The following is a 13,818-nucleotide window of genomic DNA, read 5'->3' on the forward strand; positions in this document are numbered from 1 at the left end:
AAATTGATTAAAAATTGTACGCCTTTTGGCGGCCTCAAGGAAGCTCGATCATGTTGAAACTGTGTGACGTGAAAGATTCCAGCCAAAGTGTATGGCTCGTTGCGCCCAAAGTGACCGTTGGCCGGGGAAGTCAGTGTGACCTGACCCTGGCGGATCCGTCTGTGGCCAAGTTGCACGCAGAGATCCTGGTGGATGGCGACGAATTAGAGTTGCACAACCTTTCCGGCGGAGCTCAGCTGCTGGTGAATGGCAAGCTGATCGAAGGCAGTTGTCGCTTGCAGCCGAACGATCGCGTGCAGGTTGGCGACCGACAGCTCGCGGTCGTTGACCCCAAAATTACCCGCCTGAAAGCGGCCGGCAATGCCGCAAATGTGGCCTGGGCACTGCGTGCGAACCACCCGGCGATCGTGGGGCGCGTATTTCCCGTGCGCGAGACCACCATTGTGGGTCGTTCCGACGAGTGTGATTTGACCTTTTCCATGTCGCACCTCTCCCGTCGTCATGCGCGACTTGAAGTGCGCGAAGGTCTGCTGTTTGCAGTGGACCTCGGCTCGGCAAACGGTACCTATCTCAATAATCAACGTATCACCGAGTCCCGCGTGCGCCGTGGTGACGAACTGCGTTTCGACAGCTTGAGCTTTAGCGTGGTGGGTCCGGCAGATGACCTGGACAAAACCACGGTTCGCCAGGCAGTCACCATGCCTGAGGCGGCGCGCCAAAGTGCGGCGCTGGATCAGGCGATGCGACGCAGCCAGCTGGGCATGCGTTCCCAGGCGGAGGATGCTCGTTCACCGGCTAGCGAAGGTGGTTCCTTTGGTGCGCAGGAATCCATTTCTGCGGGCTATCGCGGTGAGTCCGCCGCAGCCAGCGGCAGCGGCGGCTGGTTGTGGTTGGGTGTTATCGTCGCCGGTGCTGCGGCGGCTGGTTTTTTCTGGGCACGTAGTCAGGGGCTGGTATAAGCGTGGCCGAGCGCGACATACTCCTGTACACCACACTGGGCTGCAGTCTTTGTGAAAAGGCCAAGTCGGAGATTTGGCCGCTGCTGGAGAAATATCAGTTGCGGCTGGTCTCGGTAGATATTGCCGATGACGAAACTCTGACCCGTTTGTTTGGCTGGAGTATTCCAGTTGTTGGTCTTGGGCAGGTGGATGATGTGATTTGCTGGCCGTTTACGGTCGACGAATTGGATCAGTGGCTGGTGGCTCGGTTGGCTTAAGCCAACACGAGCTGCTTGGTGCTCTGCTTCATCGTATTCCATTTCTTTTTCTTTTTCTTTTTCTTTTTCTTTTTCTTTTCTCTTTTCCCTATCTTTTCTCCTCTCTGCTTTTTGTCACCCGCTTGTTCCGGTCAAGCCCTATAACCGTGCATATAAAGTTACAGCTTGGCCTCTGCTTCATTTTTGTTGAGCAGTGATTTCTTTTCGCCGCTGCGGTATGCATAGATCACCGAATAGGAAAGAACGTTTTGCACGTATTTTCTTGTTTCGTTGTACGGGATGGTTTCTATCCATACATCGAAGGGCAGTTTCTTATCGGTATCTTTCAGCCAGCGCGAAACCCGGGTAGGGCCCGCGTTATAGGCTGCGGCGGCGAGGAATCGATTGTTGTCAAAACGGTTGAGCAACGAATTCAGGTAGTAGGCGCCCAGGCTGATGTTGGTATTGGGGTTCAGCAGGTCCCAGCTGCGTCGGTAGGGCACACCCGCCTTGCGTGCGGTGGCACGCGCGGTAGATGGCAGCAGCTGCATCAGGCCCATGGCACCGGCGTGCGACTTGGCGTCGTGACTGAAGTGGCTTTCCTGGCGGGCCACGGCCAGCACCAGGTAATCGTTGAGGGCGGTTTTCTTGCCCATACGTTTTGCTACATCGCTGACAATGCCGGGAAAGGCGAGGGGAAAACGTAACTCAAGGTCATCCAGGTAGTCAGCGGCGAGAATGGATTGGATCGACTTGTGATACCAGCCCCAGGAGCCTGCGATCTTGCTCGCCGTCATCAGCTCTTCGTCTGGCATATCCCGGGTGGCATAGTCCCATTCGCGACGTGCGTGATAGAACTCGCCAATCGCCTGTAGCTCCCTTGCGCGCTGCATGCCTTCGCGGGCCGCCACTTCATCCACCAGCTTGGGTGTTATGGGTGCCGGGCGGTCGACGAAGCTGTAATCCGCGCCGATGGTGTCCGAGGCGAGGAATCCGTAATAGCTGCGCTCGGCCGCGGCTTGCTGGTACAGCTTTTTGGCCTGTTCCTGCCGGGCGGGGTCGTTTTGGTCGGCAGTTTGGAGTTGCTCCTCAATGGCGCGGGCCTTCCAGTACAGCCAGCGGTCGAGTTTCTGGTTGTCCGCGGGAAGTTGATCAATCCAAAACTCGACTTGCGCCCAGTCCATCTCGCGTAACGACTGGCGAATTAGCCACTCGGAAGTGCGTAAATCAAAGAACTCGGGGTTGTTCTTGATCAGCGTTTCCAGGCCGGTTTGATCGTCCTGCCGTGCAAAGCGCAGGGCCAGGTAGCGCAGGTAGTCATCCCGTTCTTCGTCGTTAAACAGGTAACTGGCGCTATAGCGCTCCCAGGCTTGATTGGCCTTGCCGGCATCCTTTGAGGCGAGGCGGCGCAGCCCGATGGTGACGATGTCCCGGTATTCCGGCTCTTCACGGATAAACTTTTTGTAATCGAGGATTTGCTCCGGCTTGCGATACACGCTGCGCATCAGCTCGGCACGGGCTTTGCGCGATTTATCGAGCTTGCGTGCGATAAATGCTGCCAGGTCCAGATTTCCGGCTCTCACCGCCAGTGCGTGACGCTGCCAGGCGCGTTCTTGCGTGAGCCCCCCGTCTTTCATCCAGCGCGCGAAGGCCGGGTCACATTCTTTGGGTTGTGAGGCGCCTACCGTCCACAGCTCTTCAATCAGCTCGTAAGCCTGCTGTTTGTCACCGTGCCGAGAGAGCGCGTCCACGTAGTAGCAGCGCAATTGGGTACGGCGAATCTTGTCCGGGTCGTAGTACTTCAGGTAGGCCTTGAATCGTTCGCGGGCGCCAAGTTCGCGCAGCACACGTACTCGCATCCAGTCACCCAGTGCGGTGTCTTTGTACTCTTCGAGAAAGGCGTCAATGTCGTCATACGGAAGTTTTGACAGGCGCTTGCTCAGCTCCCAGTACTCGATATAGGGCAGTAGGGGGTAGTCCTTCAGCTCCTGCTTGAGCTTGCGCAGTTGGCGCTTGTTGTTGCTGGCAATGGCCTGCCGAGCCTGCTGGAGCTTCTCTCTCTGGGCTACCGCCGCTTCCGCATCAGCCGTGTCCGCTGCCCGCGCTGGCGCGATGGTGAGCGCTGTAGGCGCGATGAGAAGCAGGGCAGAGAGAAGAATGGCGAATCCTTTATGGCCAATCGTCATGCTGAAAAAACCCGATTGAGAAATCGCAAGTTCGAAGGGGCGCAGATTTAAGCGTAAAATGTCTGCTTTCACTCACACATATTGTAGTTGTTATTTATGTTGCTTCAGTTGGATGGCGTGGGATTGCGCTATGGCGTTCAGGTCCTGGCCGATGGTGTTACTGCGAAGATTGACCGTGGCGATCGTATTTGCCTGGTAGGTCGCAACGGCGAGGGCAAGTCCAGCTTGCTTAGCTTGATTGCTGGCAAAGGTGACCCGGATGAAGGCGAGATTGTGCGCCAGACGGGTATGGTGCTCGCCACCTTGGAGCAGGCCCTCCCGGAGGATTGCAGCCAGTCCGTATATCGCTACGTGGCCGAAGGTTTGGGCGATGTCGGCGCCTGGCTTGCAGAGTACCGGGAAAACCAGAACCCGGACCTGCAGGCCAAGATTGAAAACGCTCATGGCTGGGAGCTGCTGGCAAAGATTGACAGTGTGCTCGACCGCCTGGATCTGGATGAGAGTGCGCAGGTACAGGATCTTTCCGGTGGCTGGCAGCGCCGCGCTGCGCTGGCGCGGGCCCTGGTGACTGAGCCGGACCTGTTGATTCTGGATGAGCCGACAAACCACCTGGATATCGCCGCAGTGGAATGGTTGGAGGATTTCCTTGCCAGCTACCGCGGTGCCTTGTTGTTTGTGAGCCACGACCGCGCCTTGGCGCAGCGCCTTGCCACCAGCGTATGGGATTTAGACCGCGGTATTCTGCGCGCCTTCAACTGCCGGTTTGATCGCTACCAGCAGGAGAAGGAAAAGCAGCTTGAAGAAGAGGCGCGCAATGATGCGCTCTTCGATAAAAAGCTGGCACAAGAAGAGACATGGATTCGCCAGGGCATTAAGGCCCGGCGTACCCGCAACGAGGGCCGGGTGCGTGCGTTGAAGGCGCTGCGTAACGAGCGCAAGGCTCGGCGCGATCGTCAGGGTGTCGCCAAAATGTCGCTCGACTCCGGTGAGCGCTCCGGCAAGCTGGTGGCGGAGCTGAAAGACGTGACCTTCGGATTTGAGGGGGAGCAGGGCACTGCTGCACCACTGATTCGCGATCTTAATTTCACCCTGATGCGCGGCGACAAGGTTGGCCTGATCGGCCCCAATGGTGTCGGCAAAAGTACGCTGATCAAATTGTTATTGGGTGAGCTGAAGCCACAGTCCGGTTCGATTCGGTTGGGTACCAAGCAGCAGGTTGCTTACTTTGACCAGCGCCGAGATGTACTGGATCCCGACCTCTCGGTGGTCGACAACATTGCCGAGGGTCGCGAAAACATTCAGGTGGGCGGTAGCACCAAGCATGTTATGGGCTACCTGAGTGATTTTCTGTTTACCGGTGTCAAAGCGCGTACCAAGGTGGGTGCGCTCAGTGGCGGTGAGCGCAACCGTGCGCTGCTGGCCAAGCTGTTCAGCCAGCCGGCAAACATTCTGGTGCTCGATGAACCGACCAACGACCTCGACGTAGAGACTCTGGAGCTGCTTGAGCAGTTGCTGATGGACTTTCCCGGTACGGTACTCCTCGTGAGCCACGACCGTGCCTTCCTCGACAATGTGGTGGAAAGTTGTCTGGCCTTTGAAGGCGATGGCATCGTGCGGGAATACGTGGGCGGTTATGAAGACTTTGTCCGACAGGGCGGGAAGTTTCTCAGTGCCGAAGAGCAGTTGAAGGCACGCAAGCAAGCGAAGCCAGCTGCGGCAGACGCTGCTGAAGAAAGTGATGCGGCGGCACAGAAGCCCGCGGCAAAGCCGAAAAAACTCAGTTACAAGCTACAGCGGGAGTTGGACGCGCTACCCGGGCAAATTGAGAGCCTGGAAAACGACATTGCCGCGCTAGAGGCCGAAGTGGCCGCGCCAGATTTTTATCAGCAGGACAATGCCAAAGTACAGGAACGACTGCAGGTGCTTGCCGATTTGCAGCAGTCTCTGGAGCAGGCGTTCGAGCGCTGGGCAGAGCTGGACAGTATGTAACCGGCTTATTCGTCAGGGGTGTGTACGCGGACGGCTAACACATCGCAGCCGGCGCCGTGCAGCACCCCGTTTGCCGTAGAGCCCAGTAGCAACGCCAGCCCATGGCGCCCGTGGCTGCCGATTACGATTAAATCGCAGCCGCTTTCTTCCGCCAGTCGGTGGATTTCCGTGGCCGGCTGCCCCAGCACAACATGTTGCCGATCCTGCGGAATACCGAGCTCCTGAGCCGATTTACCCAACTGCTCTTTCGCCTGGTTTTGCAGTTGTTCCTGCACCTCTGACAGGTCCATGGGGATATCGCCACCATAGGCGAATGTCAGGGGCTCAATGATGTGCGCGAGGGTCAACTGCGCCCCGGTGCAGGCGGCAATTTGTTGCGCGCGCGTTAACACTTGGGACGATTCGTCAGAAAGGTCCAGCCCTACCAGGATGTTGTTGTAGCCCGACATAGGTCCCCCTCGATCTGCATAATAGTGTGGGTATTTGGCCGGCAATCGGGCCCGAACAATCCCTCCGCCGACGGCTTCATTCAGTCTACTTTAAAAAATCATACTTGACACAACCGCCCTGTTACGGAAAAGAATGCGCGCCCTGAAGTGACGTTGCAACCCGAAAATCGCGGTGCGAAGGCGCGTCAAGTTACTGTGTAGCTCTCAATAAGGAAGCCGTTATGGCCAGTTGGATTCCCATCTTCGCGATAATTTTGGCGGTCGTTCTGGTGATCGGTCCCGTTATGTGGCTCAAGCCCAGCGCGCGGGATCGCAAGGTCGCCGCGATGCGTCAGAGTGCCGCCACCGCCGGTCTAAAGGTGCAAATGCAGCCGTTACCGGAAGCCTTGGGCAAAGGCACCGCCGCGACTTATTTCTCACAGTGGCGCAACCCCCGTCGTTTGGCGACTGGCTGGGGGCTTGAGTTAAAGCGGGTAGAGCATGAAATGCACTTTGATGGCCGCTGGGACTGGCGCAATGGGCGCACTGCGCCGGAGGCCGCGCGCCCGGCGCTCAAAGAACTGATCGCCATGTTGCCGGCCGATGCCACGGCAATTTTCGCCAATGACAGCGGGCTGGGCGTTCAGTGGCGCGAGCGCAGTGGCGATGCGGGGTTGGCGGCGGTGACTCAGGCGCTAGCGGAGCAGCGCCCCTTAATAGAAGAAGCAATACGTCAGGTTGCACGCACCGAGCCCGGACTGGGCTAAAAACGTTCTGTCGGGAGTCGCTTGCTCCTGCGTAACAAGCTGGTCGTCTTGAGGATCTGGTCTACTGTTTTATCCGGTTGAACCCCGGGCTGAATTGCGGGTCGGATGAGCTGTCCAGACGGTCGAATAGTTCACCAATTTGCTTAACTCGCTTGACCAAAGGCGAGACCAAGCATATATATTCGCGCAACGCATTGTGCAAACAGCAGTGAGCACAGATTGCGCAAGCAGTAAATTTTTTATTTAAAATCAAAGGCTTATGGGTAAATCACTGGTCATCGTCGAGTCACCGGCGAAGGCAAAAACGATCAACAAGTATCTCGGAAAAGACTTCGTGGTGAAGTCCAGTATTGGTCATATCCGGGATCTTCCTACCGGTGCTTCCGCTAAGCAGGCTGTCGATCCGAAAGAACGGGCGCGCCGGGCTGCGGAAACTCGCAAGTTGTCGCCAGAAGCCAAAGAGGTTTACAAGCGCAAGAAAACCCGTGAACAGCTGATCAAGCGCATGGGCATCAACCCGGACCACAACTGGGATGCGCACTATGAAATCCTCCCCGGCAAAGAAAAAGTTGTCGATGAATTGCGCAAGCTGGCGGCCAATGCCGACCACGTATATCTCGCAACGGATTTGGACCGCGAAGGAGAGGCCATTGCCTGGCACTTGCGCGAGGCCATTGGTGGCGACGAGCAGCGTTACCGCCGTGTGGTGTTCAACGAAATTACCAAGTCCGCGATTCAGGAAGCGTTTGAAGATCCCGGCCCCCTGGATATTGATCGGGTAAACGCGCAGCAGGCGCGTCGATTCCTCGATCGCATCGTGGGCTATATGGTTTCACCACTGTTGTGGGAAAAGGTCGCGCGAGGCCTTTCTGCCGGTCGCGTGCAGTCCGTGGCGGTCAAGCTCGTTGTTGAGCGCGAGCGGGAGATCCGCGCGTTTATTCCGGAAGAGTACTGGACGCTGTTCGCCGACACTCAGACGGCGAAATCCGACGCCCTGCGCCTGGAAGTGAAAAAGCAGGCCGGTGAGGCTTTCCGCCCCACCAATGAAGAGCAGGCCATGGCTGCGTTCAACGCGCTGCAGGCTAGCGACTTCACGGTGAACGCCCGGGACGACAAACCAACCAGTTCCAAACCCACCGCCCCCTATATCACCTCAACCCTGCAGCAGGCGGCGAGTAACCGCTTGGGCTTCAGTGTTAAGAAAACCATGATGATGGCCCAGCGTCTTTATGAGGCGGGTTACATCACCTATATGCGTACCGACTCCACCAATTTAAGCAAGGAAGCGGTCGCCTCTGCGCGTGAATTTATCGGTGAGAATTACGGCGATAAGTACCTGCCGGAAAAGCCCAACAGCTATAGCAGTAAAGAGGGGGCTCAAGAGGCGCACGAAGCGATCCGTCCGTCGGATGTGCGAGTGCAACCCAACACGCTTTCCGGTATGGAACGCGACGCCGAACGTCTGTACACGCTGATCTGGCAGCAGTTTGTTGCCTGTCAGATGACTCCGGCCAAGTTTACCTCTACGTCAGTGGTGGTTACCGCCGGTGATTTCGAACTGCGTACGCGCGGCCGTGTGATCCGCTTCGACGGCTTCCTGAAGGTCGCGCCGGCACAGAGTAAAAAAGACGAAGATCTGGTGCTGCCGGATATCAAGGTCGGCGAGAAGCTGAACCTGCAAAAGCTCGACCCGAAGCAGCATTTCACCAAGCCGCCAGCACGCTTCAGCGAAGCGGCGCTGGTAAAAGAGCTGGAAAAACGCGGTATCGGCCGCCCGTCTACCTACGCATCGATTATTTCCACCATTCAGGACCGCGGCTACGTGCGCCTGGAAAACCGTCGTTTTTACGCGGAAAAAATGGGCGATATCGTTACCGACCGCCTGAGCGAGAGCTTTACCGACCTGATGGATTACGGCTTTACCGCCAGTCTGGAAGAATCCCTCGACACCGTTGCGGAAGGCAAAAAGGGTTGGAAGGACCTGCTGAACGAATTCTATTCAGACTTCAGCAAGCGCCTGGAGACTGCGCAGGATAAAGAAGGCGGGATGCGTCGGAATAACCCGACGGACACCGATATCGAGTGCAGCAAGTGCGGCCGTCACATGCAGATTCGTACCGGTTCTACCGGTGTATTCCTCGGCTGCTCGGGTTACGCCTTACCACCGAAGGAACGCTGCACCAATACCATGAATCTGGTATCTGGTGAGGAAGCTGTTGATGCGGAGAAGGATGAAGACGCGGAAACGCGTCAACTGCGCGATAAGCGTCGCTGTCCGAAGTGCGGTACTGCCATGGATAGCTACCTGGTGGACGAGCATCGCAAACTGCACATCTGTGGTAATAACCCGGACTGTACTGGTTTCGAAGTAGAGCAGGGCACCTTCAAGATCAAGGGCTACGATGGCCCGGTTATTGAGTGTGACAAGTGTGGTTCCGATATGCAGTTGAAGTCTGGCCGCTTTGGCAAGTACTTCGGCTGTACCAACGAGAACTGTAAAAACACCCGCAAGCTCCTCAAAAATGGCCAGCCGGCACCCCCGAAAATGGATCCGGTGCCCATGCCTGAGCTCGCCTGTGAGAAAGTCGAAGACACCTACATTCTGCGTGACGGTGCGTCTGGACTGTTTTTGGCCGCCAGCCAATTCCCGAAAAACCGCGAGACCCGTGCGCCGCGGATCAAGGAATTGCTGCCGCACAAGGATGAGATCGATCCAAAGTACAGCTTCCTGTTCTCCGCGCCGGCGGAAGACAATGAAGGCCGCGATACGGTGGTGCGTTTCAGCCGCAAGACCCAAGAGCAGTATGTGCAGACCGAAGAAGACGGCAAGGCGACCGGCTGGAAGGCGTTCTATCGCGACGGCAAATGGCAGGTAGAAGAGCCGGCCAAAAAAGCACCAGCGAAGAAAAAGGCCGCCGCGAAGAAGGTGCCTGCCAAGAAAGCTGCTGCCAAAAAGACGGCGGCCAAAAAAGCACCGGCCAAGAAAGCGGCAACAAAGAAAGCACCCGCGAAGTAATTGGTAAGCCTGTAACAGCCTTAAGAGCAAAGGCTCCAAAAGAAAGGGAACGGAAGTTTTGAGCAATCCCTATACCGGTACGGTGGCATCCGCATTGCGTAAGGCCCAGCTGTTGCTGGGCGCCCATCAGCAGGCTGCCAACGAGCAGCCGCTGATGGACGCCGCACTGCTGGAGTCGGCTGTTACGCAGTTATGGCGCGCCTACCGAGCGTTTCTCGCGGAGCAGGGGCACCAATTGCAGCTGGGTTTTGCTGCTGGCGCCGAGCCGGATAGTGCGCAGGCACTTGCGGCGCTGGTGTCCCAGCGTGGCAAGTTCAGTGGCGATGTGACGGAGCTAGTGAACTTGTCAGAGGACCCACAGAGCTGGCTGAGTAGGCTCAGCGGCGCATGGGCCGGCCTATGGCAACTATCGCTCTCGACACCTGCCGGACCTGCAGGTGCGGCCAACGTCGGGGGCTCTGGCGTGGAAACCATGATACCGGTACGGCAGCTGGATAACCCCTCTGCAAGGCCTCTGGAGGCCCCTCTGACGGCAGACAACCTTCACCAGTGGCATCAGGCATTAGTGGAGCTGATTCAGCGCCAGCGGGCGCAGAGTCAGGAGTGGTAAAGACTGGTATATCCCTGTGACCACACCCTGCGGGGCAACGCAGGCGTCAATTCACCAAAGAAATCTATTAGTGGATGTACGCTGATTAGTTGATGCCCCCTGTGATACACTGGTTGCCAAATCACGCGGTTACCGGAGAAGTGAATGTCTACAGAGACTTACGAAATCATTGAGCTGTCCAATGGTGATGTGGCGCTACGACGCGCTGGTCACAAGGGCGAGCCTTTGGTGCGTATTCGTTTCTCCGACGAGAGCATGCATTTTTTGCGCGACCACAAGGTGGCGGTCGCTCGAGCCATGCTGGAGGCGGGGATCGAAGCGGTTCAGGATATCAGTGAAATGGAGCCAGAGCCTTTCGAGGAAGAAGTGGTCGATATCACTGAGCACACAATTCACTGAAGGTTTGCAAAGACTTTCAGGCATAAAAAAACAGGGCGAATGCCCTGTTTTTTTATGCCTGAAATAACTCGGCCGGCAACTGTGCGCGACGTGATCAGATCGGATTCTGTCGGATCACCCCAACTGCCAACCCTTCGATGGCAAAGTTGCGGTCGCGCATGTCCACCTCAATCACATTGAAGTCTTCGTTTTCAGGTAGCAGTTGTACTGTGGCCTGGTTGCCACGACGCTTGAAGCGCTTCACCGTCACTTCGTCTTCAATGCGCGCCACCACAATCTGCCCATTGCGAATGTTATCGGTGCGCTGCACTGCCAATAAATCGCCGTCGAGAATGCCGGCGTCTTTCATGCTCATGCCGTGCACACGCAGCAGGTAGTCGGCGGGGGGGTGGAAAAACTCCGCTGGAATTTCACAGTATTCTTCGATGTTTTCTTCCGCAAGCACCGGGTTGCCGGCGGCAACACGGCCGACAATAGGCAGGCCACTGTGGTGGTCAGGGATGCGGATGCCGCGGGAAGCGCCGGCAACCATTTCGATCGCACCTTTGCGGGCCAGGGCCTTGAGGTGTTCTTCCGCTGCGTTGGGAGAGCGAAAACCAAGCTCCTGAGCAATTTCGGCTCGAGTGGGCGGATAGCCGGTGTCGTCCAGATAGCTCTTGATCAGTTCCAGAACCTGAGCCTGGCGTGCGGTGAGGTTTGTCATTAGCGCCTTCCTTTGATCTGTATTTTTATACAGTTGCTGGGATTATATACAGATTTATGGCGCGCGCAATATGTCGCCAGGCAAGTTAATCCGTAGGCGTAAACTTGCCGGCGAGGTGAGGCCGGTTAATTACAAGCTTTCGTCGGTGCCTGGGAACGAGTCACCCTCGAGCCGGTCGATGGCGCTCTGGGCGGGCGAAAAAATGGGACTTTTAAAGCCGGCGTCTTCTTCATCCCCCATTTCTTCCGCAAAGGTGCCGTAACTGGCGTTTGCATCTTCTGGTGCCGCAGCACCTATAACGGGCAGGGAAGGCCAGCTCTGAAATTCGATTTCATCAATGCTGCCGTCGAGGTATTGGATCTCGATGGTGCGTGATGGATGGTCTACCGCGACAACCTCGAAAAGGTCGCCTGTGTCGAAATTTTCAAACCAGCTGCCAATTTCAGGGGCGATTCTCGCCATGACTTGGCCCTCCTATATCGGGGTGGCTCGGGTTTTTATCTCGGGCCTTCCCACGCATGGCGCTAGCTCTTTCGCGGTTCCTGCCGGGATTCGGCAGATGCGATGAGTAGCGCAAATTTTTCAAACGTTCATGGCCAATCTAATGTCGCGGGCGTGCGCTCGGTAACCGGAACCGGCGCTGAAAGGGGCTGGCTTTAGATCGATTAAGCATGCGCGTATTCCATCATTGCCGGTATGTGCTAGTCTGGCGGTTAAAACAAACGTTTAAATTGTTGGTTTGAATTGTTGTGAGATTGGTATGAGTCAGTTGGATACCGTTCAGCGGATATTGGACGCTGCGGAAGTACTGTTTGCCGAGCGCGGGTTTACCGAGACCTCTTTGCGTACGATTACCAGCACCGCGGGGGTCAATCTGGCGGCGGTGAATTATCATTTTGGTTCGAAAAAAGAACTGATTCAGGCGGTATTCGAGCGCTTTCTTACACCTTTTACGACCTCTCTGGATGCAGAACTCGCCCGTCTGGCCACCGAAGAGGGCTCGTTGCAGCTGGATGACCTGCTGCAGAGCCTGTACCGGGTTGCCTTAGCCGGCTTGGCCAGCCAGGGGCGTGATCCGAAGCGGTTTATGCGCTTGCTGGGGCTGGCGTACACCCAATCTCAGGGCCACTTGCGTCGCTTTATCGTTTCCCGCTACGGCGACTCTTACCGGCGCTTTGCCGGCTCTCTGGCCACCGCCTTGCCCCACGTAGATCCGGTGACCTTCTACTGGCGCCTCTATTTCATGCTGGGCGCAACCGTATTTTCCCTTTCGAGCTTTGATGCGATCGAAGCTATCCTGAGAGAGGATTTTGGCGCTGAAAGCAGCTTGGAAGAAACTCTTGCCCGGCTGGCGCCGGCGGCGGTGGCCATGCTGACCGCGCCGGTACCGACCGAAGGTGAATAAATGGCCGGGAAATCCCCGCCTGTTATCTGCTACTGCCCGTTCGTCTATTGCGTGATCGAAGTTTAATTGTGGAGTGCATACCGATGTCTGCTCAGATTGGCCCGGTAATGATCGATGTGGATGGCCTTACGCTTACCGAGGAGGATCGCGAGCTGTTGCGGCACCCACATGTAGGCGGGTTGATATTCTTTGCGCGCAATTATGAAAATCGTCCGCAACTGGAAAGCCTCATCGCAGAGATTCGCGCCGTGCGTCCCGAGATTCTGCTGGCGGTGGATCAGGAAGGGGGCAGGGTGCAGCGCTTTCGGGACTTCTTTACGCGCATTCCCTCAATGCAGGCGCTCAGTGCGCAAGCGAATACACAGCAATTGCAGGATGTCGGCTGGCTGCTTGCGGCCGAACTACTCGCGGTAGGTGTGGACTTCAGCTTCGCGCCGGTGCTCGATGCGGACGATGATTTTTGTCGAATTGTCGGCGATCGCAGTTTCGCGCAGGATCCGCTGGCCCTGTGCCAAAAGGCGCGGCCGTTTATTGCCGGCATGCATGAGGCCGGTATGGCAACGACGGGCAAGCATTTTCCCGGTCATGGCCAGGTGCTGGAAGACAGCCACGAAGAACTGCCGGTGGATGAGCGCGATCTCGAAACCGTACTCGCCGCGGATGGGGTGCCGTTCGCAGAGTGTATTGCCGCTGGCGAATTGGAAGCCGTCATGCCGGCGCATATCCGCTTTGCCAAGGTCGATGAAAACTCGGTAGGCTTTTCACGCTACTGGCTGCAAGAGATCTTACGCAAGCGCCTCAAGTTTGATGGGGTCATCTTTAGTGATGACCTGACCATGGAGGGCGCCGGCGCAGCAGGTGGTTATCGGGAGCGTATTCACGCGGCGCTTTCTGCGGGCTGCGATATGGGTATTGTCTGCAACAATCGCCAGGGAGCCATCGAGGTGCTGGGCGCGCTGGAAGGCTATTCTATCGATCCCGCGTCGAGTGAGCGCCTCTCCCGCATGCGCGGTCAGCCCAAGATAAGCAGTTGGGATGCGTTGGAAAAGAGCGACCGTTGGCAAAAAACACGCGAGTGGCTGGCATCCTGGATGTAAATACGCACAATAATCCCTTCAAC

General features: G+C 56.8%; 13 protein-coding genes. 9 read left to right on the top strand and 4 right to left on the bottom strand.

Translation table 11 applies throughout. The features are described from left to right. Positions 1 to 50: 50 nt before the first annotated feature. Entirely contained in the window at positions 51 to 959 is a 909-nt protein-coding gene (locus KUV22_RS02055; protein ID WP_222227971.1) for an FHA domain-containing protein, read from the top strand. A gap of 2 nt (positions 960 to 961) precedes the next feature. Continuing rightward, entirely contained in the window at positions 962 to 1,216 is a 255-nt protein-coding gene (locus KUV22_RS02060; protein ID WP_222227972.1) for a glutaredoxin family protein, read from the top strand. Between the two features lie 158 nt (positions 1,217 to 1,374). Here KUV22_RS02060 and KUV22_RS02065 read toward each other — a convergent pair whose 3' ends face one another. Then, positions 1,375 to 3,381 carry a transglycosylase SLT domain-containing protein gene (locus tag KUV22_RS02065; protein ID WP_222227973.1) on the bottom strand — a complete coding sequence of 669 codons (2,007 nt, stop codon included), beginning with the start codon at positions 3,379 to 3,381 and terminating at the stop codon, positions 1,375 to 1,377. Between the two features lie 96 nt (positions 3,382 to 3,477). Between KUV22_RS02065 and KUV22_RS02070 the strand changes: the two genes are divergently transcribed. Beyond that, entirely contained in the window at positions 3,478 to 5,370 is a 1,893-nt protein-coding gene (locus tag KUV22_RS02070) for an ATP-binding cassette domain-containing protein (RefSeq protein WP_222227974.1), read from the top strand. A gap of 5 nt (positions 5,371 to 5,375) precedes the next feature. Here the strand turns inward: KUV22_RS02070 and KUV22_RS02075 are convergent, their stop codons facing one another. Beyond that, a complete protein-coding gene (locus KUV22_RS02075) occupies positions 5,376 to 5,819 on the bottom strand; it encodes a universal stress protein (RefSeq protein WP_222227975.1) in 444 nt (147 codons plus the stop codon). A 221-nt stretch (positions 5,820 to 6,040) separates the two neighbouring features. On the opposite strand from KUV22_RS02075, the gene KUV22_RS02080 reads away from it, so the two are divergent. The 4 genes from KUV22_RS02080 (at position 6,041) to KUV22_RS02095 (ending at position 10,590) form a co-directional block, all read left to right on the top strand. Then, positions 6,041 to 6,565, top strand: coding sequence for a hypothetical protein (locus KUV22_RS02080; RefSeq protein ID WP_222227976.1), 525 nt, complete (start codon positions 6,041 to 6,043; stop codon positions 6,563 to 6,565). A gap of 259 nt (positions 6,566 to 6,824) precedes the next feature. Next, positions 6,825 to 9,581, top strand: coding sequence for a type I DNA topoisomerase (topA, locus tag KUV22_RS02085; RefSeq protein WP_222227977.1), 2,757 nt, complete (start codon positions 6,825 to 6,827; stop codon positions 9,579 to 9,581). A gap of 58 nt (positions 9,582 to 9,639) precedes the next feature. Beyond that, entirely contained in the window at positions 9,640 to 10,191 is a 552-nt protein-coding gene (locus KUV22_RS02090; protein WP_222227978.1) for a DUF6586 family protein, read from the top strand. A gap of 144 nt (positions 10,192 to 10,335) precedes the next feature. Continuing rightward, positions 10,336 to 10,590: a hypothetical protein gene (locus KUV22_RS02095; protein WP_222227979.1), complete on the top strand. Its 255-nt coding sequence runs from the start codon at positions 10,336 to 10,338 to the stop codon at positions 10,588 to 10,590. 94 nt (positions 10,591 to 10,684) lie between these two features. Here KUV22_RS02095 and lexA read toward each other — a convergent pair whose 3' ends face one another. Together lexA and KUV22_RS02105 are read right to left on the bottom strand one after the other, a co-directional pair. After that, entirely contained in the window at positions 10,685 to 11,293 is a 609-nt protein-coding gene (gene lexA, locus KUV22_RS02100; protein WP_222227980.1) for a transcriptional repressor LexA, read from the bottom strand. A gap of 129 nt (positions 11,294 to 11,422) precedes the next feature. Continuing rightward, positions 11,423 to 11,755: a DUF6763 family protein gene (locus tag KUV22_RS02105; protein WP_222227981.1), complete on the bottom strand. Its 333-nt coding sequence runs from the start codon at positions 11,753 to 11,755 to the stop codon at positions 11,423 to 11,425. Positions 11,756 to 12,053: 298 nt separating this feature from the next. Here KUV22_RS02105 and KUV22_RS02110 point away from each other — a divergent pair, with 298 nt between their 5' ends. Both KUV22_RS02110 and nagZ read left to right on the top strand, forming a co-directional pair. Further along, entirely contained in the window at positions 12,054 to 12,698 is a 645-nt protein-coding gene (locus KUV22_RS02110) for a TetR/AcrR family transcriptional regulator (RefSeq protein ID WP_222227982.1), read from the top strand. An 83-nt stretch (positions 12,699 to 12,781) separates the two neighbouring features. Further along, complete coding sequence (gene nagZ, locus KUV22_RS02115; protein WP_222227983.1) at positions 12,782 to 13,795, top strand: beta-N-acetylhexosaminidase; 1,014 nt, start codon at positions 12,782 to 12,784, stop codon at positions 13,793 to 13,795. The last annotated feature ends 23 nt before the right edge of the window (positions 13,796 to 13,818 follow it).

Origin of the sequence: Microbulbifer agarilyticus (genome assembly GCF_019800665.1) — a bacterium.
GTDB lineage: Bacteria > Pseudomonadota > Gammaproteobacteria > Pseudomonadales > Cellvibrionaceae > Microbulbifer > Microbulbifer agarilyticus_C.

What these genes read in the sequence shown, in the direction of transcription:
- KUV22_RS02065 (WP_222227973.1), bottom strand. Translation starts at nt 3,381, where the DNA reads ATGACGATTGGCCATAAAGGATTCGCCATTCTTCTCTCTGCCCTGCTT.
- KUV22_RS02070 (WP_222227974.1), top strand. Translation starts at nt 3,478, where the DNA reads ATGTTGCTTCAGTTGGATGGCGTGGGATTGCGCTATGGCGTTCAGGTC.
- KUV22_RS02105 (WP_222227981.1), bottom strand. Translation starts at nt 11,755, where the DNA reads ATGGCGAGAATCGCCCCTGAAATTGGCAGCTGGTTTGAAAATTTCGAC.
- KUV22_RS02055 (WP_222227971.1), top strand. Translation starts at nt 51, where the DNA reads ATGTTGAAACTGTGTGACGTGAAAGATTCCAGCCAAAGTGTATGGCTC.
- KUV22_RS02095 (WP_222227979.1), top strand. Translation starts at nt 10,336, where the DNA reads ATGTCTACAGAGACTTACGAAATCATTGAGCTGTCCAATGGTGATGTG.
- topA (WP_222227977.1), top strand. Translation starts at nt 6,825, where the DNA reads ATGGGTAAATCACTGGTCATCGTCGAGTCACCGGCGAAGGCAAAAACG.
- KUV22_RS02110 (WP_222227982.1), top strand. Translation starts at nt 12,054, where the DNA reads ATGAGTCAGTTGGATACCGTTCAGCGGATATTGGACGCTGCGGAAGTA.
- lexA (WP_222227980.1), bottom strand. Translation starts at nt 11,293, where the DNA reads ATGACAAACCTCACCGCACGCCAGGCTCAGGTTCTGGAACTGATCAAG.
- KUV22_RS02075 (WP_222227975.1), bottom strand. Translation starts at nt 5,819, where the DNA reads ATGTCGGGCTACAACAACATCCTGGTAGGGCTGGACCTTTCTGACGAA.
- KUV22_RS02080 (WP_222227976.1), top strand. Translation starts at nt 6,041, where the DNA reads ATGGCCAGTTGGATTCCCATCTTCGCGATAATTTTGGCGGTCGTTCTG.
- nagZ (WP_222227983.1), top strand. Translation starts at nt 12,782, where the DNA reads ATGTCTGCTCAGATTGGCCCGGTAATGATCGATGTGGATGGCCTTACG.